This is a genomic window from Tabrizicola sp. BL-A-41-H6 (genome assembly GCF_050632395.1).
In the GTDB taxonomy this organism is placed as follows: domain Bacteria; phylum Pseudomonadota; class Alphaproteobacteria; order Rhodobacterales; family Rhodobacteraceae; genus JAUYQR01.
In genome coordinates, this window is sequence record NZ_CP192600.1 from 2346454 (window position 1) to 2366172 (window position 19719).

The window sequence follows — 19719 nt, forward strand, 5'->3', positions numbered from 1 at the left end:
TTGCAACGCAGCATCGCCGCCGCTCGTTCCGTCAGCCCTTCAGACCGGTTTCCTCCAGAAGGCCCAGCCGCTTGGCCTCGTAGTAATAGCCGCGCGCATACCACCCCACCGCCGCGTCCTCGTCGCCCCGCGACACCAGCCACGCGCCACGCAGATAGCGCCCGGCGTATTTGAGGTTGGTTTCGGCATCCAGAAGCCCCTCGGGCGATCCGCGATACCCCATCGTTCGCGCCGTCTGCGGCAAAATCTGCATCAGCCCGTAGTAGGGCCCGTTGCGCGCTCCGGCATCGTACCGGCTTTCGCGCATGATCACCCGGTGCAGCAGACTTTCGGGAATGTCGTGGACGCGGGCATACTTGCGCACCAGCGCGTTCATCTCGGGCGTCTTGCCGCTGACGCTGCTTCTGGAAACCTCTGGCCGACGGCTGGACCCGCCGCAGGCCGAAAGAACGCTGGCCGTGACCAAAAGCATCGCCGCGCGGCGCGATAGGTGCATGGGGTCCCTCCCTTGATTGCATCCTAGGGTTCCCTATCGCCCAAGCGCGCGCTTGTGAAGCAATTGCCGGGCGCTCAACGGCGGCTTGGCGAAACCTCGCGTGAAATTGTTGCGATCATGGCCAACTGCCCGGTAGCCAGATGCAAAATGGCGCTCTAGGCTGGCTTCATTCTTTGCTGACATTTCATCGCTCTTTGTCCTGCGGCTGCGAGACCGCGAGGCCAAACCACGAAGCGAGCGGCAAGAAAGCGACCAGGGGAGGGACGCGCAGAATGAAACTGACTGACAGCCGCGAGATCAAGGCTGATCCGGCAACCGTGTGGCGCGCGATCCTCGATCCCGACGTGCTCAAGGAATGCATACCCGGTTGCGAAAGCCTGACCGGCAGCATCGCGGACGGTTTCGAGGCGGCGGTGGTGCAGAAGGTGGGGCCGGTCAAGGCGCGCTTCACCGGCGTCGTTCACCTGACCGACATCGACGAAGGCCGCTCGGTGAAAATCTCGGGCGAGGGCAAGGGCGGCGCTGCGGGCTTTGCCAAGGGCGGCGCCGTGGTAACGCTGGAACCGATCGCGGATGGCACCCGCCTGACCTATGACGTCGATGCCAGCGTCGGCGGCAAGATCGCCCAGCTTGGCAGCCGCATAATCGACGGTTTTGCCAAGAAGATGGCCGACGATTTCTTCGCCCGCTTCCAAGAGGCCGTGGAGGGGCCGGAAGCGGAGGAAGAGGTCGTCGCAACAGACGAGACGGATGGAAAGAAGAAAGGCTGGTTCAAACGGTTGATTGGGGGCTGACCCCTGCAAGCGCGGACCGCAAAGGCAATACAAGGGAGGAAGACGATGACGAAGGTCACGATGACCGTGAACGGCAAGTCCGTTTCGGCCGAGACGGAAGGGCGGACGCTGCTGTCGGCGTTCCTGCGCGAGGGGCTGGGCATGACCGGCACCCATATCGGCTGCGATACCAGCCAATGCGGCGCTTGCGTGGTGCATGTCGACGGCAAGGCCGTCAAATCCTGCTCGGTCTTCGCGCAGGATGTGGCGGGCGCCTCGGTCAAGACCATCGAAGGCATGGCCAACGCCGACGGCTCGCTTGGCGTGATCCAGCAGGCGTTCCAGGATCATCACGGGCTTCAGTGCGGCTTCTGCACGCCGGGCATGGTGATGTCGGCGGCAGCCCTGCTGGCTGAAAACCCAAAGCCCAGCGAACATGACGTGCGCCATTATCTTGAAGGCAACATCTGCCGCTGCACCGGCTACCACAACATCGTCAAGGCCGTGATGGCTGCCTCCGGGCAGGACGTCAGCGCCGTGGCCGCGGAATAGGGGGGAGAAGAATGCCGAAGGATTCAGGAATAGGCGCCAGCTCGAAGCGGCGCGAGGATATCCGCTTTCTGACCGGGCGCGGGGTCTACACCGATGACATAACGCTGCATGGCGAACTTCATGCCGTAATGGTGCGCTCCACCGTGGCGAACGGCAAGATCGCGTCGGTCGGCATCGCGCGGGCGGAAAGCATGCCCGGCGTGCAGGCCGTGTTCACCGGGGCCGACTTTGCCGCTGTAGGTGGCAACCCCGCAGGCTGGCTGATCAACTCACGCGACGGCACGCCGATGCGTGAACCAAAGCGCCCGGTGCTGGCGCATGGCAAGGTTCGCCATGTCGGTGACGCCTATGCCGCCGTGGTGGCCGACACTTACGAACAGGCCCGCGATGCCGCACAGGCCATTTCCGACGACACGGTGATCGAAGAACTGCCCGCCATCGTCAACATGGCCGACGCGGTCGCAAACCCTGCCAACCGAGTGCATGACGAGATCCCTGACAACGTCTGCTACGACTGGGGCTGGATCGAGGACAATCGCGCCAAGGTGGATGCCGCGATCAAGTCGGCGCCGCACGTCACCACGGTAGAACTGATCAACAACCGCCTGGTCCCGAACGCGATGGAACCGCGCGCGTCTATCGGAGAGTATTTCCCCGGCACCGGCGACTACAAGCTGACCACCACAAGCCAGAACCCGCACCTCACGCGGCTTCTGGTGGCGGCCTTCGTCCTCGGCATCCCGGAAAACAAGCTGACCGTGGTTGCCCCCGACGTGGGCGGCGGCTTTGGCTCAAAGATCTACCACTACGGCGAAGAGGCGCTCGTGCTGGCCGCCGCCAAAAAGCTCGGCCGCCCGGTGCGCTGGACGGCAGAACGCTCGGAAAGCTTCCTCAGTGATGCCCACGGCCGCGACCACGTGACCAAGATCGAGCTTGCCTCCGACCTTCAAGGCAACTTCATCGCGATCCGCACCACCACACTGGCCAATGTCGGCGCGTATCTGTCGAACTTCTCGACCGTCACGCCGACCTTCCTGCACGGCACGCTGATGGCCGGTCCCTACAAGGTGCCGAACGTCTATGTGAACGTGAAGACCGTGTTCACCAACACCGCCCCGGTCGATGCCTACCGCGGCGCAGGCCGCCCCGAGGCGACCTATTCCATCGAACGCGCGGTCGACAAGCTGTGCCGCGAGCTGAACCTCGACCCGTTCGAGGTGCGGCGCAAGAACTTCATCACGAAGGACATGTTCCCCTACACCACGCCCGTTGGCCTAGCCTACGACACCGGCGATTACCACGCGACCCTCGACAAGGCGATGCAACTGGCTGATGTCGCCGGGTTTGAAAAGCGCGCCGCCACATCGAAAGCCAAGGGCAAACTCCGTGGCATGGGCCTGTCCACCTGGATCGAGGCGTGCGGCATAGCGCCCTCGCATCTGGTGGGCATCCTCGGCGCCCGCGTCGGGCTTTACGACGCGGCAACCGTGCGGGTGAACGCCACCGGCAACCTGAGCGTCATGGTCGGCGCGCACAGCCACGGGCAGGGGCATGAGACCGTCTTTGCCCAGATCGTGTCGTCGAAACTTGGCGTGCCGGAATCGTCGGTCGAGATCGTCCACGGCGACACCTCCAAAATCCCCTTCGGCATGGGCTCCTACGGCTCGCGGTCCCTCGCCGTCTGCGGCGTGGCGATGGACAAGGCGCTCGACAAGATCATCGCGAAGGGCAAGAAGATCGCGGCCCACATGCTCGAGGCCGCCGAAGGCGACATCACCTTCGCCGATGGCAAGTTCAGCGTGGCAGGCACCGACAAGGCCAAGACCTTCGGCGAGATCGCCTTCTCGGCCTACGTCCCGCACAACTACCCCCTGGAAACCTTGGAACCAGGGCTGGAGGAGACGGCCTTCTACGACCCCGCCAACTTCACCTACCCCGCAGGCGCCTACATCTGCGAGGTCGAGATCGACCCCGACACCGGCAAAGTCGAGGTGGCGTCCTTCACCTGCGCCGATGACTTCGGCAACGTTATGAACCCGATGATCGTCGAAGGTCAGGTCCACGGCGGCGTAGGGCAGGGCATCGGCCAAGCCCTGCTGGAAAACGCACATTACGACGAAAACGGCCAGCTTCTGACCGGGTCCTACATGGATTACGCGATGCCGCGCGCCGATGATGTGCCGTTCTACACCGTCGACCATTCCTGTTCGACGCCCTGCACGCACAACCCCTTGGGCGTAAAAGGCTGTGGCGAGGCGGGGGCCATCGGCTCGCCACCGGCGGTCGTCAACGCCGTGATCGACGCGCTCCACCGCGCCGGGCACAAGATCAACCATATCGACATGCCGGTCTCACCCTCGCGGGTGTGGTCGGCAATGAACGCGTAAAGGAGGACGGACAATGCACAACTTCGATTTCGTGAAACCGGCCTCTGTTGCCGATGCGGTCGCCGCACTTTCCACCGAAGGCGCGCAGGCGCTTGGCGGCGGGCAAACCCTGATTGCCACCATGAAGCAGCGCCTTGCCGACCCCACGGTTCTGGTCAGCCTGACCGGGATCGCGGACATGCAGGGCGTCTGCATGGGCGACGGCGGCCTTCACGTCGGCGGGGCCACGCCCCATGCCGTCGTGGCGCGCGAAGCGGCGAAATACTATCCCGCGCTCGCCCATCTCGCGGGCGGCATCGGTGATCCGGCGGTGCGCAACAAAGGCACCATCGGCGGCAGCCTTGCCAACAACGACCCCGCCGCCTGCTACCCCTCGGCGGCACTTGCATCCGGCGCCACCATCGTCACCAACCGCCGGAAGATCGCGGCCGATGACTACTTCCAGGGCATGTTCTCCACCGCACTGGAAGAGGGCGAGATCATCACTTCGGTCGTCTTTCCGATCCCGGAAAAGGCGGCCTATGTGAAGTTCAATCAACCGGCCAGCCGCTTTGCCCTGACCGGCGTCTTCGTCGCGAAATACGCAGGCGGTGTGCGGGTGGCGGCCACGGGGGCATCGAACAACGGCGTCTTCCGCTGGCACGACGCCGAAGCGGCGCTGTCGGCCAACTTCGCGGCCAGCGCCATCGCGGGCCTGACGGTCGATGACGCCGACATGATCAGCGACCTGCATGGCACGCCGGCGTACCGCGCCAATCTGGTCAAGGTGCTGACCGGAAGGGCGGTCACCGCCGCTGCCTGAGTTTACCACCGAACGAAAAGAAGGCCCCGGTTCGCGCCGGGGCCTTCTTGTATTCCGTCCGCTGTCATACGCACGTCACGCATTTTCGGCATCGCAGAAGGGTGAACACCCCGCGCAACCAAACCGGTGCTTGGGGGGTTGCATAGGGCAAAACGCCAGATATAGTTTTCGCTGTCGGGGCGGGGGCTCCCCGCCCCGAAGCCAGACGGCGACGGGCAAAGCGCGGAGTCTCTAACGGAATGGACGGCGATTTCAGAACCCAGTTTGTGCGCGACCCTGCCGCGCTGAAGCACCATCCCGCTTTGGTGCTGAACGCGGATTACCGCCCACTCTCCTACTACCCGCTCAGCCTCTGGCCGTGGCAAGAGGCGATCAAGGCTGCCGTCCTCGACCGCGTGCAGATCGTTGCGGAATACGACGAGGTGGTGCACAGCCAGCGACAAGTGTTCCGCATACCTTCGGTCGTCGTGCTGAAGGATTACGTCAAACCCCAGAAGCGCGTGGCATTCACGCGCTTCAATCTTTTTCTGCGCGATGAATTCTGCTGCCAATACTGTGGTGCGCGCGGTGATCTGACCTTCGACCACGTCCTGCCCCGCTCCAAGGGCGGCATCACCTCATGGGAAAACGTCGTCGCCGCCTGCAGCCCCTGCAACCTGCGCAAAGGCTCGCGCACGTTGCGCCAGTCGGGGCTGCATCTTGCCCGCGCCCCCCGCGCCCCTTCGGCCGAAGAGATGCAGGTCCACGGACGCCGCTTTCCGCCAAACCACCTGCACGAAAGCTGGATGGATTACCTCTACTGGGACGCCGAGCTTGAGGCGTAAGCCGCAGACCTTCGGACAATCCACCGCCAATCCGTGGCCACAGCGCTTTGATCCTGACAGCGGGGGTGCTAGACAGCAGGCGCACAGCGGGTTAAAACGACGCCGTTAGCGCTAACGGGCGCCCGCCCTGCAGTCTGCCGTCGAAAGGACAATCATGGTTTCGCGCGTCATTCCGGTGGATGTCTTCGACCTTGTGATTTTCGGTGGCACCGGCGACCTTGCCCGCCGCAAGATTCTGCCCGGTCTCTACCGTCGCTTCATGGCCGGCCAGATGCCCGCCGACAGTCGCATCATCGGCGCAGCGCGCGCCGACCTGACCGAAGATGCCTTCCGCGATCAGGTGCGCTCGGCCATCGCCGAATTCGCCCCCAAGGCTCGTCAGGATGCCACGGTGATCGACGCCTTCGTCGCCCGCATCCACTACGTCGCGATCGATGCGACCGGCACCAGCGGCTGGGCAAAGCTGAAAGGCATGATGCGCGACAACGTGGTGCGCGCGTTCTACTTTTCCGTCGCGCCCAGCCTTTTCGGTGACATCGCCTCGCGCCTGCACGACCATGGTATCGCCGACGCCTGGAGCCGGATCGTCGTCGAAAAGCCCTTCGGCCGCGATCTCGCCTCGGCCCGCGCCCTGAACCAGGTGCTGGCCCAGCATTTCACTGAAGCCCAGATCTACCGGATCGACCATTACCTCGGCAAGGAAACCGTCCAGAACCTGATGGCGGTCCGCTTTGCCAACATCCTGTTCGAACCCTTGTGGAAGGCCGAATACATCGACCACGTCCAGATAACGGTGGCCGAAACTGTCGGCGTCAGCGGCCGCGGTGCCTATTACGACAAGTCCGGCGCCATGCGGGACATGGTCCAGAATCACATGATGCAGCTTCTCTGCCTCATTGCGATGGAGCCTCCCTATCACTTCGACCCCGATGCCGTGCGCGACGAAAAGTTGAAGGTGATACGCGCGCTGAAACCTGTTCCACCGGAAAATATCGTTCGCGGCCAATACGCTGCGGGCGGTAGTGAAAGGGGTTATCTGGAGCATTCCGAAAATCCGGCCTCGCGCACCGAAAGCTACATCGCGCTCAAGGTGCATGTCTCGAACTGGCGCTGGCAGGGGGTTCCCTTCTACCTGCGGACCGGCAAGCGCCTGCGCGCCCGCGCTTCGGAAATCGCCATCACCTTCAAGCAGCCGCCCCACGCGATCTTCGACGATGCCAAGGGCTGGCACGAAAACGTGCTGGTGATCCGGCTTCAGCCGAACGAAGGCATGAACCTGATGGTGATGATCAAAGAACCGGGGCCGGGCGGCATGCGCCTGATGCAGGTGCCCTTGGACATGTCCTTCGCCGACGCCATCGACGACGGTGAAGATGTGCCCGATGCCTACGAAAGACTCATCATGGACGTGATCCGCGGCAACCAGACCCTGTTCATGCGCGGCGACGAGGTCGAGGCCGCCTGGGCCTGGACCGACCCGATCATCGAAGGTTGGGAATCCCGCGGCGACCGTCCGCAAAGCTACGACCCCGGATCGTCCGGCCCGGAAGATGCGTTGATGCTGATGCACCGCGATGGGCGGCGCTGGCGGGAGATCAAGGAATGAATCTGCAAACCTACCCGGACCGGGAGCTGATGATGCTCTCGGTTGCCGACAAGATCGCCGGCCAGCTTGGCGATTTCCTGCGCCGCGATGGCCGTGCCACGCTGTCAGTACCGGGTGGCACCACGCCAGGGCCGATCTTCGACACCCTGTCTGGCGTCGATCTCGATTGGGCCAATGTCGCCATCATCCTGAACGACGAACGCTGGGTGCCGGAAACATCCGATCGCTCCAACACCGCGCTCGTCCGCCGCCGCCTGCTGCGCAACCGCGCCGCCAAGGCCAACCTCGTGCCGCTTTATACCGAGGCGGATGCGCCCGAGGCTGCACTCGACGCGCTCTCCGACGGCATCCTGCCGCACCTGCCGATCTCGGTCCTACTTCTCGGGATGGGGGCCGACATGCACACCGCCAGCTTGTTCCCCGGCGCAGACCGTCTGGACGAGGCGCTGTCCGCTTCGGCCCCGCCACTAATGGCGCTACGTGCCGAAGCCGCCGGCGAGCCACGCATCACCCTGACGGCCCCTGTTCTGAAGGCTGCCTTCAACATCCACATCCTGATCACCGGGCAGGACAAGCGCGACGCCCTCGAACGCGCGCAGTCCTTGCCGGTAGCCGAGGCGCCGGTCCGCGCCGTTCTCGACAACGCAACCGTGCACTGGGCGGAGTGAATGATGACCAAATGGGCACCTTTGCAGGCAAAGTACGCCGCCGTTGCTGACCGGCCGATCCTCGATCTCTTTGACGCCACCCGCGCCGCCGATTTCTCGGTCCGCGCCGACGGGATGCTCTTCGACTATTCCAAGACCAACATCGACACCGAAACCCGCGCCGCGCTGATCGCCCTGACCGAAGGCTCCGGCGTGGCCGAGAAGCGCACGGCGATGTTTGCCGGCGAAAAGATCAACCTGACCGAAGGACGCGCCGTCCTGCACGTCGCCCTCCGTGCCGGCGATGATGCGGTGATCAAGGTCGATGGCCGCGATGTCATGCCCGATGTGCGCCGCATCCGCGCCGCATGCGCCGCCTTCGCCCGCGACGTGCGCTCAGGCGCTTACGCGGGGCAGGGCGGCCCCATCACCGATGTCGTCAACATCGGCATCGGCGGTTCCGACCTTGGCCCCGCGATGGCGACCCTCGCGCTCGCTCCCTTCCACGATGGCCCGCGCTGCCATTTCGTCTCCAACGTCGATGGCGCGCATATCCACGACACCCTGCGCGGCCTCGACCCCGCGACCACTCTCGTCATCGTCGCCTCCAAGACCTTCACCACGATCGAGACGATGACCAACGCCGACACCGCCAAGCGCTGGATGGCGCAAAAGGTTGCAAACCCCGCCGCCCAGTTCGCCGCTGTTTCCACCGCCGGTGACAAGACCGCCGCCTACGGCATTGATCCGGCACGCGTTTTCGGCTTCGAAGATTGGGTCGGCGGGCGCTATTCGATGTGGGGGCCGATCGGTCTTGCCCTGATGATCGCCATCGGCCCCGAGGCGTTCGACCAGTTCCTTGCCGGTGGCCGCGCGATGGACGATCACTTCCTTACGGCTCCCTTCTCGCAGAACATGCCCGTGATGCTCGCCCTCACCGGCATCTGGCACAACCAGCTTTGCGGCCACACCACCCGCGCCGTCCTGCCCTACGACCAGCGCCTCTCGCGCCTCCCGGCTTACCTCCAGCAGTTGGAGATGGAATCAAACGGCAAGCGCGTCGCCATCGACGGCTCCGACCTTGAAACCCATTCCGGTCCCGTGGTCTGGGGCGAACCCGGCACCAACGGCCAGCACGCCTTCTACCAACTGATCCACCAGGGCACCCGCACCGTTCCGTGCGAATTCCTCGTCGCCCGGCGCGGCCATGAACCCGACCTCGCACACCAGCACCTCCTTCTGGTGTCAAACTGCCTTGCGCAAGCCGAAGCGCTTCTGCGCGGTCGCAGCCTTGACGAGGCGCGCGCCATCATGGCGAAAAAGGGCCTGACCGGGGCAGAACTGGAAAAACAGGCCCGCCACCGCGTCTTCCCCGGCAACCGCCCCTCGACGGTGCTCGCCTACGACCAGCTCACCCCCTTCGTCCTTGGCCAGATCATCGCGCTTTACGAACACCGCGTTTTCGTCGAAGGCGTGATCCTCGGCCTAAATTCCTTCGATCAATGGGGCGTTGAATTGGGCAAGGAACTGGCGCTCGCCCTGCAGCCGGTGCTTGAAGGCACCGCTGACACTGATGGCAAGGATGGCTCGACTGCCGCGCTGGTCAACTTCCTGCGCGCCTGAACTTCAACTTCCGGAAATCTCCCACTGGGGGGCTGCGGGGGTTTGCCCCCCGCTTCCGCACTCACCGCAGCGCGGCGGTGACGATCACTTCCACCAGATAATCCGGCGTAGCCAGCTTTGCTTCGCCCGTCGCGCGGGCCGGCGTGTGGCCCTGCGGCACCCAGGCATCCCAGACCGCGTTCATCTCGGCAAAGCTCGCCATGTCGGCGAGCCAGATCTGCGCCGAAAGTATGCGCGTCTTGTCGGTCCCGGCCTGCGCCAGAATCCGGTCCACTTCCAGCAGGCAGGCACGCGTTTGTTCCGTAACGGACGCGCCCGGTGTGCCGACCTGACCGGCAACCCAAAGGATGCCGTTGTAAGCCACGGCCTCTGACATGCGTGCGCCGATGCCGTGGCGGGTGATATCTGTGTTCATGAAACGCTCCCCTTGTTGCTGGACCCGGTGCTAGCGGTTTGCCGCGCCGAACGGAAGCCGCCTGTTACAGCTTGCGGCAGTTGAACTGGTCGCCGGTCTTGCCCGACACCCAGGTCAGGCCGGTTTGCGTCACTGCCACCAGCGCGATCAGGTATCCCTTGTCGAAGGTCAGCGTATAATTCCTCCCGTCCCGCGTCACCGAACGGATCGGGATCGGCCCGCCGCCGCTGTCATAGGTCGTGTCGGTAAAGGTCATCACTTTGGCCCCACAAACCCACTGCCCGACAAAGGCATAGGGCTCGACCGGCGGCGCGTCATTTGCACAGGCGGCCATCAGCATCGGCAAAAGAAACAATGGGGCAAGGCGGGTCATCGGCGCACTCCGGTTGTGATCTTGCCGCAGGCTAGGGCCTGAAACTCGACTGTCAACTGTCCGGTTGCAAAGGATGGAGCGGGTGAAGGGAATCGAACCCTCGTCGTAAGCTTGGGAAGCTTCTGCTCTACCATTGAGCTACACCCGCGTGTTGCCTGAGGTAAGACAGCCGCGCCGTCCCGTCAAGCCGGTAAGGCGTGGGGAACGGCGCGGGGCAGCATCACGGCAGCGGGCGTTGACCGGGGACATGGTCTTGGGCCCGCTGCCGCTTCGTTCCTGCCCCACCACCCGGCCGAGTGACGCGGCGCGGGAAGCCGTAGAGCAGGGGTCCGAAATCACATCGCGGGCAGCATCACTGTGTCGATCACATGGATCACGCCGTTCGACTGCTTGACGTCGGCGATGGTGACCGAAGCCACGTTGCCCTGCTCGTCCGTCAACTTGATCATGTCACCTTCATAGGTCGCCTGCAGCGTGCAGCCGCCCAGCGTCGGCACCGGATGCTTGCCGCCATCGTCCTTGATCATGCCGTTCAGCGCCTCGGCCATCACGGCCTTGCCGACCACGTGGCAGGTCAGGATCTTGGTCAACTGGTCCTTGTTTTCAGGCTTCAGCAGAGTTTCAACCGTGCCGGCGGGCAGCTTGGCGAAGGCTTCGTTGGTCGGTGCGAACACGGTGAACGGGCCAGCGCCCGACAGCGTTTCCACCAGACCGGCGGCCTGCACGGCGGCAACCAGCGTGGTGTGGTCGGCAGAATTCACTGCGTTTTCAACGATGTTCTTGTCTTCATACATGGCGGCACCGCCGACCATCGGATTTTCAGCCAGCGCCATGCCGGTCGACAGGGCAAGGATCGCGGTGGCAAGGTGGAAAGCTTTCATCAGGGTCACTCCGGGTTTTGGTCAGGGCGGGCCAATCCCGCCGCACACCCGGAGTTACGGAGCCTTGCCCGGGGAAGTTTCAGACCTCGGCAAGCCTCACGCTTTCGTGATCAGGTATCGCTCGTGACCGGTGCGGCCAGGATCACCGGCCCGGTCGGCAGGCCGCTCGGCGAACCGCCTTCAGGCTCGACCGACACCGCAAACATCCAGCCCGCCGGTGGCTTCGGATAATCCACGACCAGCGCCTCGTCACCCAGCAGACCCAGCGACACCGGTGATGCTCCGGGTGCTATGATCCACAACTGATGCACCTGTCCCGCAGGCGCCGGCGTGCCGGCCACGCGTGTCACCGTAAGCTGCTCGCCGACCTGCGTCAGCCGGTAGCTGAGGCCCGCATCCTTGGTCGCCAGAACCGCCACGACCTGTGGCGTCGGTGGCACCATGAACACCACGGCAAAGATCAACCCCGCCGCAATCGCGCCAGACAGACCAAGCGATATCCACGCAAGCCAATGGCGCGGGCGGCGCTCCTTGCCAAAGATACGCGCCTCAATCTGTGGCATAAGGTCGGGCGCCGCAGCCTCCGGCGTCTCGTCGTCCAACGGCGACAGCCGCCGTTCCCATGCCGTGACGCGCGCGGCAAAGACCGCGTCAGCCTTCATCCGGGCCTCGACCGCGCTGCGGTCGGCCATGTCCAGCACACCCAGCACGTATTCACCGGCCAGTGCGTCGTCATCGTCTTCGGGGGTCAAAGGCGCGTCGGTCATTCCAGACACTCCTTCAATTTCAAAAGGCTGCGGCGCAGCCATGTCCGCATCGTGTTCAGTGGCACACCGTAGCGCGCGGCCAGATCGTCATAGGACAGCCCATCAAGATACGCGCCCTTCACTGCCGCCGCCCGATCCGGTTCCAGCGTCGCAAAGCAATCCGTCACCCGCCGCGCTTCGCCTTGCGCAATCAGCCGGGCCTCGGCCCGTGGTGTGCTGTCCTGCACCATATCCAACCCGTCGTCGCTTGCTGCCGCCGGACGGCTCCGCAAGCGGTCGATCGCCAGATTGCGCGCAATCGCGATCAGCCAAGTCATGCCCCGGCCTTTCGTGGCGTCAAACCGCCCCGCGCGCGTCCAGACCCGTGTGTAGACCTCTTGCAAGGCATCCTCCGCCTCAGACCGTTCCCCCAAGATACGGAGGAGCACGCCCATGAGTTTCGCGGAACTGTCCCGATAAAGCGCGCGAAACGCCGCCCGGTCCCCGGCGGCGCAATTCGCGATGTGGTTTGCTATCGGATCGTCGGTCATCACATTGACCGATTGAGGTCGGCCGCGCTCTCAATCCGCAAGGCTGCGCGCATCCTCATTGCAGAGGGTCCGGTCGCTCGGCTGCGGCAACTTTCGCTTCGGCAAGGTACGTGTCGGCGCCGGGGCCGGTGAGCGAAGCCAGAAACGCCAATGTTCGGCGCGCGCCTTCGGCACTCAGTTTCAAAGGCGATTTCTTCAACATGACATGGCCCTTAACGGCCAGTGCATAGGCAGGCAAGGCATATGCCATGCCGGTACGAGCGGCAGCCAGCATCAGAAAAGCCCGCGCCTCGGTCTCCCATTCCGGCGATCCGCGGCGAGCCATCACCTCATGGCCGAGCGTGGCCAGCCGGTCGTCTTCCGGAATAACCAGTTTCTCGATCCAGTCTGCCAATGTGCTCTCTTCCATTTCAGCCACCTCACGGCCGAACTCCGCTACGCCCATGATGTCGCAATGAGAGTAGCCGCGCGCCATGAGGAACTGCGACAACCCCACCTCGCCACGCCTGATGGTCCGGAATTTGTTGTTGGTTAGCCGGAATTTTCGCCAGAACACCACGAAGTTCGGATCGCGCAACACCGCCGGACCAAAGGCCAGCCCGAACGAGCAATAATGGAAATAGGTCCGGCGCATGTCGTAGTGCCATGTCATCTGGCGGAATTCTTCCAATTCCACATGCCCGACCCCTTCGTTGGACACAGTGCCGAGAAAATCGACCGTCATTCCGTCGACATCATCCAGCCAGTCACGACCGCCCGGCAGCGGATACCAGACTGAATCATTCATCAGCACCAGGCGGTCCAACTCTGACAGCGTCTTTCCCAGCGCCAGTATTGCCGCCCGGTAGCCTCCGAAATCATACCCGAAGTTCTGGCGTTCAATCAGTGACCAGCATAGCGACAGGACAATCTCGCGGGCTTCTGCCGTAAGTGGGGCGTTGGTCACGACCAGCGGCGCGTACCCCTTGGCCGCGAGGTTTCGCAAGGCGATGGCGTGGCTTTCCAAAAAGCCGCGGGTCGGAAACATCACGTATATCGCAACGCGGGAACCCTTGCCCACATGCCCTGGCGTCTGGGTCAGTCGTCCGAGCCGGGTCTGCAAGTCATGAAGGCGGGTATCCAGAAACGCCTCGCGAAACGCTTGCGGCAGGTTCATGACCTTGCGCGCTTCCCAAACGGTCCGGCCCGCAAGGCGTCGTAAGATTGAGCGTTGTTCTGCCATGCTTTTCCTGCCGAGGTTTGGCTATGTTGCGCGCAGGTCTCACGCTGTCAACGCCCCTGTCACCCCCGCCGCCTGCGACCCCGGTCACCACCCGAACCCGATGTATTGAAACTCACATCCGGCAGGGTGACGATCTGGCTCAACTCCGGGAAGGTATCCACCGCGTTCGGGATGGCACTCGCGTTGACGAAATGCTCCTGAAAGCGCGGCTCGATCGCGGTTTCGACCTTGTGTATGTCATGCACCGTGGCCTCGATGGCGTCCCGCGACGCGACGTTGCACAGCGCGATCCGCGCGCCGGTGCCCGCCGCGTTGCCCGCTGATACCACCTTGTCCAGCTTCACATCCGGAATCATCCCCAGCACCATCGCGTGCTTGGGGCTGATATGCGCGCCGAACGCGCCCGCCAGCGTGACACGGTCCACCGTCTCCACGCCCATCTCGTCCATGAGGAGCTTGGCCCCGGCATAAAGTGCTGCCTTCGCCAACTGGATCGCGCGAATGTCACCTTGTGTCACCGTAATCAGCGGCCCACCTTCCGCCGTACCATCGTGAAGCACATAATCATGCGTCCGCCCGGTGCTGATGCTGCGGGGCGTCCCGGTCTGCTCCGGCCCGCCGATCAGGCCACCCTGATCGACCAGCCCCGCCATCCGCATCTCTGCGACCGCTTCGATGATGCCCGATCCGCAGATGCCCGTGACACCCGTCGACGCCGTCGCCGCCGAAAACCCCGGATCGGTCGACCAAAGGTCCGACCCGATCACCTTGAACCGCGGCTCCTTGGTCGCGGGATCAATCTCCACCCGCTCGATCGCACCCGGCGCCGCGCGCTGCCCCGAACTGATCTGCGCGCCCTCGAACGCCGGCCCGGTCGGCGACGAACAGGCCAGCACCCGCGTCTTGTTCCCCAGCAAGATCTCCGCGTTCGTCCCCACATCGACGATCAGCACCATGTCGTCCGATTTGCCCGGCTCCTCCGACAGGGCCACCGCCGCCGCATCCGCCCCCACATGCCCCGCAATGCACGGCAGGATATAGACCCGAGCCGAGGCGTTGATTACCGACAGATCCAGATCCCGCGCATCCAGGGAAAGCGACCCCGAGGTCGCCAGCGCAAACGGCGCCTGACCCAATTCCACCGGGTCGATCCCCAACAGCAAATGGTGCATCACCGGGTTGCAGACAAACACCGTCTCGTAGATCGACGCCGCCGTCACCCCCGCCTCAACCGCCAAAGCCCCCGCCAGCGTGTTGATCGCCTCGCGCACGGCGCGGGTCATCTCCACATCGCCACCGGGGTTCATCATCGCATAGGAAACCCGGCTCATCAGGTCTTCGCCGAACCGGATCTGCGGGTTCATCACGCCACTGGATGCCAGCACCCGCCCATCCGCCAGATCGCACAAATGCGCAGCGATGGTCGTCGACCCAAGGTCGATCGCCAGCCCATGCAGCGGCCCCTCGTTGAACCCGGGGAAAATGTCCAGAATCCGCGGCCGCGCGTCGTGGTTGCCCTTGTGCAGAACGACCGTGACCTTCCACTCGCCCTTGCGCAACACCGGCTGCAACCGCCGCATCAGCCCAAGATCACAGGCCACATCCTCGACCTGCCACTGATCGCGCAGCGCAATCGCCAACCGCTCGAAATCCCCGGTGGGTTCGTGCATGTCAGGCTCGGCCACCTCGACGTAAAGCGCCCGCGTCGCGGGGTCCATCGCGATCACACGCTCGGTCGCCGACTTGCGGATCACCTGCTTGTGCACCTGGCTTTCCGGCGGCACGTCGATCACTACGTCGCCCATTACCTTGGCCTGACAGCCAAGCCGCCGCCCGTCGATCAGCCCGCGGATGCGCTTGTAGCGATCCTCGACCGCGTTCCATTCTGACAGCGCATCATCGGCGACCGTGACACCGTGCTTGGAAAAATCGCCATACCCCGGCGTGATCTGGCACTTGGAACAGATCCCCCGCCCGCCACAGACTGAATCAAGGTCCACCCCCAACTGCCGCGCCGCCGTCAGCACAGGCGTGCCCACGGCAAACCGCCCCCGTTTGCCCGAGGGCGTGAAGATCACAAGTGCGTCGGTCATTCCGGCCTTTGCCCCGCTTCGGGGTCCTCATGGGTAAAGTGGTAGGTTATCTGGTCAAAGCTGTCGCGGGCGAAGGTGTAGAACCATCGGAGGGGCTGTGTCACCATCGGCACGCCATGTTCGGCCATCGAAGGAATGTAAAGCGCCACCCCCGGTGCAAGCTGATGCGCCACACCGTCGATGATCACGCTGCCCTCACCGTCCAGCCCGAAATAGACTTCGGGCTCGGCGTGGCGGTGTTGAGCAAAGGTCTGCCCCGGCTGCATTTCAGCCACGCCGCACACCAGACCCGAGGTCGGCGTCACCCCACCCGAAATCAGCGTTCGCCACGACAACGTGCCGCGCGCCGGATCATCCCAGCGCGCAGGCACGCAATCCTGTGCGTCGATGCGTATGGTGGCCTCTGCCGTCATGCTGATCTGGTTCTAGACCGGGCGGGGCCTGCTGCAATGGCAGAATGCGGCAGGTGGCAGCGCCATTCCGTCACCTGACGAAGCGGTGCGGCATCATCTTAGTCGCACAAGGCCGGGTTACCGGGGTCCTGCAGACCTCAGCCTTGATCCAGCCACTCCAGAATCGCCGTCCTGTCACCATCCAGCGCCGGGGCAGGGCCCAGCGCCGCAGGCTCCGGCAGCGTCGACATCTTGATCGGGTTGCCGGTGGCGGTGAACGCCGGCCCACCGGGCCGGGGTGTGACCGGCATTACCATGTGGCGCGCCAGAAGCTGCGGGTCGCGCAACACCTCCGCCATGTTCTGCACCCGACCTGTCGGCAAGCCCGCCGCTTCCAGAACGGCGATCCAGTGCGCCACCGGCCCTCCCAGTGTCACCGCCTCGATCAACCGCTTCAAAAGCGCGTTATTGTCGCAGCGCGCCGCATTCGTCGCAAAGCGCGGGTCATCAGCCAGCGTCAGCCCCAAGACCCCGCACAGCTTGCCAAACATCGCATCATTGCCCGCAGCGATCACCACGAACCCGTCCGCCGCGCGAAACGTTGAAAACGGCGTGATCGTGGGATGCCGCGCGCCCGTTGGACCGGGCGGCACTCCCGTGGCGCTGGTCAAGGCTACGGAATGTTCCTGAATGGCCAGTTGTGCATCCAGCATCCCCACATCGACCATCGCACCCAACCCCGTCCGCTCGCGGTCATAAAGTGCGGCCAGCACGCCTTGCGCCAGAAACATCCCCGCCACGATATCCCCGATGGATGCGCCAACCCTGACCGGCGGCCCGCCCGCTTCGCCGGTGATCGACATCACCCCGCCGCGCGCCTGCACCACCATGTCATAGGCGGGTTTCTGGGCATCCGGCCCGGTCTGCCCGAACCCCGACACCGCGCCATAGATCAGCCGAGGGTGTCGCGCGTGCAGACTGTCCCAGCCATAGCCCAACCGCGCCATCACCCCTGGCCGATAGTTTTCCAGCAGCACATCCGCCCGCGCTACCAGCCGCTCAAAGATGCTGCGGTCAGCCTCTGCTTTCAAATCCAGCGCGATCGACTGCTTGCCCGCATTCAGCGTCGCAAAATACGCGCTCTCGCCTTGCACGAAGGGCGGGTATTGCCGCGTGTCATCGCCCGTTCCCGGCCGCTCCACCTTGATGACGCGCGCGCCAAGGTCGCCCAGCGACTGGCTGCAATACGGCCCCGCCAACACATGCGTCAGGTCCAAAACGATAATTCCCGTCAGCGGCGCCATGCGTTGCTCCATCATTTCCGCGCCATTCCTTGCAGCTTGCAAGCCGCCAGACGTTGACGCGGATCAATTCCCTCTCTACCTCGCCCGCATGGCACGCGCACCCCTTCTGCAACTCTCCGACATTTCCCTCACCTTCGGCGGCAACCCCGTGTTCGACGGGCTGTCCCTCGTAATCCAGCCCGGCGACCGGGTGGCCCTCGTCGGCCGCAACGGCTCGGGCAAGTCCACCTTGATGAAGGTGATGGCCGGCTTGGTCGAACCCGACCGCGGCCAGCGCATCGTCTCGCCCGGTGTGACCGTCGGCTACATGGAGCAGGACCCCGACCTTTCCGGCTTTGAAACCCTCGGTGACTTCGCCGCCAGCAAACTCCCTGAGGGCGAGGGCTACAAGCTTGCCGTCGTCGCCGAGGGCCTCAAATTCAACCCCGACATGCCTGTCGCCACCGCCTCCGGTGGCGAACGCCGCCGCGCCGCGCTGGCCAAACTGCTGGCCGAAGCGCCTGAACTGATGCTGCTGGATGAACCCACCAACCACCTCGACATCCAGGCCATCGAATGGCTGGAAGCCGAACTTTCCACCACCCGCACCGCCTTTGTCATCATCTCCCACGACCGCGCCTTCCTGCGCGCCCTCACCAAGGCCACCCTCTGGATCGACCGGGGCGAGGTGCGCCGCCGCGAGCTTGGCTTCGAAGGCTTCGAGGAATGGCGCGAAACCGTCTGGGCCGAGGAGGACGAGGCCCGCCACAAGCTTGACCGCAAGATCAAGGCCGAGGCGAAGTGGGCCGTCGAAGGCATCTCCGCCCGTAGGAAGCGCAATCAGGGCCGCGTCCGCGCGCTGGCCGTCTTGCGCGACGAACGCTCCAGCCAGATCCGCCGCCAAGGCACGGCCGCGATGGAATTCGAAGGCGGTCAGACCTCGGGCAAGATGGTGATCGACGCCAAGGGCCTGGTGAAGCGCTTCGGCGGCAAGACCATCGTCGACGGCTTCGACATCCGCGTCCTGCGCGGCGACCGGGTCGCCTTCGTCGGCCCGAACGGCGTCGGCAAGACCACGCTGCTGAAAATGCTCACCGGCGAAATCGAACCGGACGATGGCAAGGTCAAACTCGGCACCAACCTCGAGATCGCGGTCTTCGACCAGACCCGCGCGCAACTCGACCCCGACGCAACCCTGTGGGACAACCTGACCGGCGACCCCTCGATGCGTGTCTCCGGCGCCTCCGATCAGGTCATGGTGCGCGGCACACCGAAGCATGTGGTGGCCTACCTCAAGGACTTCCTCTTCGACGAACGTCAGGCCCGCGCCCCGGTGCGCAGCCTTTCGGGCGGCGAAAAAGCCCGCCTCCTTCTTGCCCGCCTGATGGCGAAGCCCTCGAACCTCCTGATCCTCGACGAACCGACCAACGACCTTGACGTCGAAACCCTCGACCTCTTGCAAGACATCCTCGGCGACTACGACGGCACCGTTCTTCTCGTCAGCCACGACCGCGATTTCATCGACCGCCTCGCCACCGCCACCGTGGCGCTGGAAGGGCAGGGCAGGGCCACCGTCTATCCCGGTGGCTGGACCGATTACGCCAACCAGCGCGGTGTCGCTGAGGCTGAAGCGGCGGTGCGCGGCAACGCCAAGCCCGCCGCGCCGAAACCTGGCGACAAACCTGCCACCGTGGGCCTGTCCTTCACCGAAAAAAAGCGCCTCGACGATCTTCCGGGCATTATCGAAAAGCTCGAGGCCGAGATTGCCAAGCTGACCGATTTCCTTGGCACGCCGGATCTCTTCGTCCGCGAACCGGCCAAGTTCGCCAAGGCCAGTGAGCTTCTCGCAGACCGTCAGTCCGCCCTTCAGGCCGCCGAAGGCGAGTGGCTGAAACTCGCTGATCGCACCTAACAGCAGGGAACCGGCGCAACTTGGCCGGTTCCGGCAATTCCATGCGCCAAAACCCGCCCGTCGCGGATTTGTGAACCGTTTCAATGGGCTCCATCGGTTGAATATGCGCGCTTGGACCCGCAGTTACACACATGTCGCCTA

19 protein-coding genes and 1 tRNA gene are annotated in these 19719 nt (G+C 64.2%); 9 read left to right on the top strand and 11 right to left on the bottom strand.

From position 1 onward, the window contains the following. Positions 1-31: 31 nt before the first annotated feature. Positions 32-496, bottom strand: a complete 465-nt coding sequence (locus ACROUL_RS11515) for a transglycosylase SLT domain-containing protein (RefSeq protein WP_431299614.1) — start codon at positions 494-496, stop codon at positions 32-34. 272 nt (positions 497-768) lie between these two features. On the opposite strand from ACROUL_RS11515, the gene ACROUL_RS11520 reads away from it, so the two are divergent. The 8 genes from ACROUL_RS11520 (at position 769) to pgi (ending at position 9710) form a co-directional block, all read left to right on the top strand. Then, entirely contained in the window at positions 769-1290 is a 522-nt protein-coding gene (locus tag ACROUL_RS11520) for a CoxG family protein (RefSeq protein ID WP_431299615.1), read from the top strand. A 45-nt stretch (positions 1291-1335) separates the two neighbouring features. Next, the gene (locus tag ACROUL_RS11525; RefSeq protein ID WP_431299616.1) at positions 1336-1821 is read left to right on the top strand and encodes a (2Fe-2S)-binding protein; all 486 of its coding nucleotides are present in this window, start codon (positions 1336-1338) and stop codon (positions 1819-1821) included. A gap of 11 nt (positions 1822-1832) precedes the next feature. After that, a complete protein-coding gene (locus tag ACROUL_RS11530; protein ID WP_431299617.1) occupies positions 1833-4208 on the top strand; it encodes a xanthine dehydrogenase family protein molybdopterin-binding subunit in 2376 nt (791 codons plus the stop codon). 13 nt (positions 4209-4221) lie between these two features. Beyond that, positions 4222-5010 (top strand): FAD binding domain-containing protein, encoded by a 789-nt coding sequence (locus tag ACROUL_RS11535; RefSeq protein ID WP_431299618.1) that lies wholly within the window; start codon positions 4222-4224, stop codon positions 5008-5010. Between the two features lie 239 nt (positions 5011-5249). Then, positions 5250-5834, top strand: a complete 585-nt coding sequence (locus ACROUL_RS11540; RefSeq protein ID WP_431299619.1) for an HNH endonuclease — start codon at positions 5250-5252, stop codon at positions 5832-5834. Between the two features lie 154 nt (positions 5835-5988). Then, positions 5989-7440, top strand: a complete 1452-nt coding sequence (gene zwf / locus ACROUL_RS11545) for a glucose-6-phosphate dehydrogenase (RefSeq protein ID WP_431299620.1) — start codon at positions 5989-5991, stop codon at positions 7438-7440. Continuing rightward, positions 7437-8108 (top strand): 6-phosphogluconolactonase, encoded by a 672-nt coding sequence (gene pgl / locus ACROUL_RS11550; RefSeq protein WP_431299621.1) that lies wholly within the window; start codon positions 7437-7439, stop codon positions 8106-8108. The genes zwf and pgl overlap by 4 nt, the downstream gene beginning before the upstream one ends. 3 nt (positions 8109-8111) lie before the next feature. After that, entirely contained in the window at positions 8112-9710 is a 1599-nt protein-coding gene (gene pgi / locus ACROUL_RS11555) for a glucose-6-phosphate isomerase (protein WP_431301298.1), read from the top strand. Positions 9711-9771: 61 nt separating this feature from the next. Here the strand turns inward: pgi and ACROUL_RS11560 are convergent, their stop codons facing one another. The 10 genes from ACROUL_RS11560 to ACROUL_RS11605 all read right to left on the bottom strand — a co-directional run bounded on the left by ACROUL_RS11560 (position 9772) and on the right by ACROUL_RS11605 (position 17702). Continuing rightward, on the bottom strand, positions 9772-10125 hold the full coding sequence (locus tag ACROUL_RS11560) for a RidA family protein (RefSeq protein ID WP_431299622.1): 354 nt from the start codon (positions 10123-10125) through the stop codon (positions 9772-9774). Positions 10126-10189: 64 nt separating this feature from the next. Continuing rightward, entirely contained in the window at positions 10190-10498 is a 309-nt protein-coding gene (locus ACROUL_RS11565) for a hypothetical protein (RefSeq protein ID WP_431299623.1), read from the bottom strand. A 74-nt stretch (positions 10499-10572) separates the two neighbouring features. Beyond that, positions 10573-10646, bottom strand: a tRNA-Gly gene (locus tag ACROUL_RS11570). Positions 10647-10833: 187 nt separating this feature from the next. Continuing rightward, positions 10834-11379, bottom strand: coding sequence for a fasciclin domain-containing protein (locus ACROUL_RS11575; RefSeq protein WP_431299624.1), 546 nt, complete (start codon positions 11377-11379; stop codon positions 10834-10836). A gap of 110 nt (positions 11380-11489) precedes the next feature. Then, entirely contained in the window at positions 11490-12146 is a 657-nt protein-coding gene (locus ACROUL_RS11580) for an anti-sigma factor (RefSeq protein WP_431299625.1), read from the bottom strand. After that, positions 12143-12676: a sigma-70 family RNA polymerase sigma factor gene (locus ACROUL_RS11585; RefSeq protein WP_431299626.1), complete on the bottom strand. Its 534-nt coding sequence runs from the start codon at positions 12674-12676 to the stop codon at positions 12143-12145. Before ACROUL_RS11585 ends, ACROUL_RS11580 begins: the two co-directional genes overlap by 4 nt. A gap of 55 nt (positions 12677-12731) precedes the next feature. Continuing rightward, entirely contained in the window at positions 12732-13832 is a 1101-nt protein-coding gene (locus ACROUL_RS11590; RefSeq protein WP_431299627.1) for a rhamnan synthesis F family protein, read from the bottom strand. A 125-nt stretch (positions 13833-13957) separates the two neighbouring features. Then, complete coding sequence (locus ACROUL_RS11595; RefSeq protein ID WP_431299628.1) at positions 13958-15991, bottom strand: ASKHA domain-containing protein; 2034 nt, start codon at positions 15989-15991, stop codon at positions 13958-13960. Then, entirely contained in the window at positions 15988-16404 is a 417-nt protein-coding gene (locus ACROUL_RS11600) for a cupin domain-containing protein (protein ID WP_431299629.1), read from the bottom strand. The genes ACROUL_RS11595 and ACROUL_RS11600 overlap by 4 nt, the downstream gene beginning before the upstream one ends. A gap of 137 nt (positions 16405-16541) precedes the next feature. Then, entirely contained in the window at positions 16542-17702 is a 1161-nt protein-coding gene (locus ACROUL_RS11605) for a CaiB/BaiF CoA transferase family protein (RefSeq protein ID WP_431299630.1), read from the bottom strand. 73 nt (positions 17703-17775) lie between these two features. On the opposite strand from ACROUL_RS11605, the gene ACROUL_RS11610 reads away from it, so the two are divergent. Beyond that, on the top strand, positions 17776-19578 hold the full coding sequence (locus tag ACROUL_RS11610) for an ABC-F family ATP-binding cassette domain-containing protein (RefSeq protein ID WP_431299631.1): 1803 nt from the start codon (positions 17776-17778) through the stop codon (positions 19576-19578). The last annotated feature ends 141 nt before the right edge of the window (positions 19579-19719 follow it).

What these genes read in the sequence shown, in the direction of transcription:
- ACROUL_RS11515 (WP_431299614.1), bottom strand. Translation starts at nt 496, where the DNA reads ATGCACCTATCGCGCCGCGCGGCGATGCTTTTGGTCACGGCCAGCGTT.
- ACROUL_RS11520 (WP_431299615.1), top strand. Translation starts at nt 769, where the DNA reads ATGAAACTGACTGACAGCCGCGAGATCAAGGCTGATCCGGCAACCGTG.
- ACROUL_RS11525 (WP_431299616.1), top strand. Translation starts at nt 1,336, where the DNA reads ATGACGAAGGTCACGATGACCGTGAACGGCAAGTCCGTTTCGGCCGAG.
- ACROUL_RS11530 (WP_431299617.1), top strand. Translation starts at nt 1,833, where the DNA reads ATGCCGAAGGATTCAGGAATAGGCGCCAGCTCGAAGCGGCGCGAGGAT.
- ACROUL_RS11535 (WP_431299618.1), top strand. Translation starts at nt 4,222, where the DNA reads ATGCACAACTTCGATTTCGTGAAACCGGCCTCTGTTGCCGATGCGGTC.
- ACROUL_RS11540 (WP_431299619.1), top strand. Translation starts at nt 5,250, where the DNA reads ATGGACGGCGATTTCAGAACCCAGTTTGTGCGCGACCCTGCCGCGCTG.
- zwf (WP_431299620.1), top strand. Translation starts at nt 5,989, where the DNA reads ATGGTTTCGCGCGTCATTCCGGTGGATGTCTTCGACCTTGTGATTTTC.
- pgl (WP_431299621.1), top strand. Translation starts at nt 7,437, where the DNA reads ATGAATCTGCAAACCTACCCGGACCGGGAGCTGATGATGCTCTCGGTT.
- pgi (WP_431301298.1), top strand. Translation starts at nt 8,112, where the DNA reads ATGACCAAATGGGCACCTTTGCAGGCAAAGTACGCCGCCGTTGCTGAC.
- ACROUL_RS11560 (WP_431299622.1), bottom strand. Translation starts at nt 10,125, where the DNA reads ATGAACACAGATATCACCCGCCACGGCATCGGCGCACGCATGTCAGAG.
- ACROUL_RS11565 (WP_431299623.1), bottom strand. Translation starts at nt 10,498, where the DNA reads ATGACCCGCCTTGCCCCATTGTTTCTTTTGCCGATGCTGATGGCCGCC.
- ACROUL_RS11575 (WP_431299624.1), bottom strand. Translation starts at nt 11,379, where the DNA reads ATGAAAGCTTTCCACCTTGCCACCGCGATCCTTGCCCTGTCGACCGGC.
- ACROUL_RS11580 (WP_431299625.1), bottom strand. Translation starts at nt 12,146, where the DNA reads ATGACCGACGCGCCTTTGACCCCCGAAGACGATGACGACGCACTGGCC.
- ACROUL_RS11585 (WP_431299626.1), bottom strand. Translation starts at nt 12,676, where the DNA reads ATGACCGACGATCCGATAGCAAACCACATCGCGAATTGCGCCGCCGGG.
- ACROUL_RS11590 (WP_431299627.1), bottom strand. Translation starts at nt 13,832, where the DNA reads ATGAACCTGCCGCAAGCGTTTCGCGAGGCGTTTCTGGATACCCGCCTT.
- ACROUL_RS11595 (WP_431299628.1), bottom strand. Translation starts at nt 15,991, where the DNA reads ATGACCGACGCACTTGTGATCTTCACGCCCTCGGGCAAACGGGGGCGG.
- ACROUL_RS11600 (WP_431299629.1), bottom strand. Translation starts at nt 16,404, where the DNA reads ATGACGGCAGAGGCCACCATACGCATCGACGCACAGGATTGCGTGCCT.
- ACROUL_RS11605 (WP_431299630.1), bottom strand. Translation starts at nt 17,702, where the DNA reads ATGATGGAGCAACGCATGGCGCCGCTGACGGGAATTATCGTTTTGGAC.
- ACROUL_RS11610 (WP_431299631.1), top strand. Translation starts at nt 17,776, where the DNA reads ATGGCACGCGCACCCCTTCTGCAACTCTCCGACATTTCCCTCACCTTC.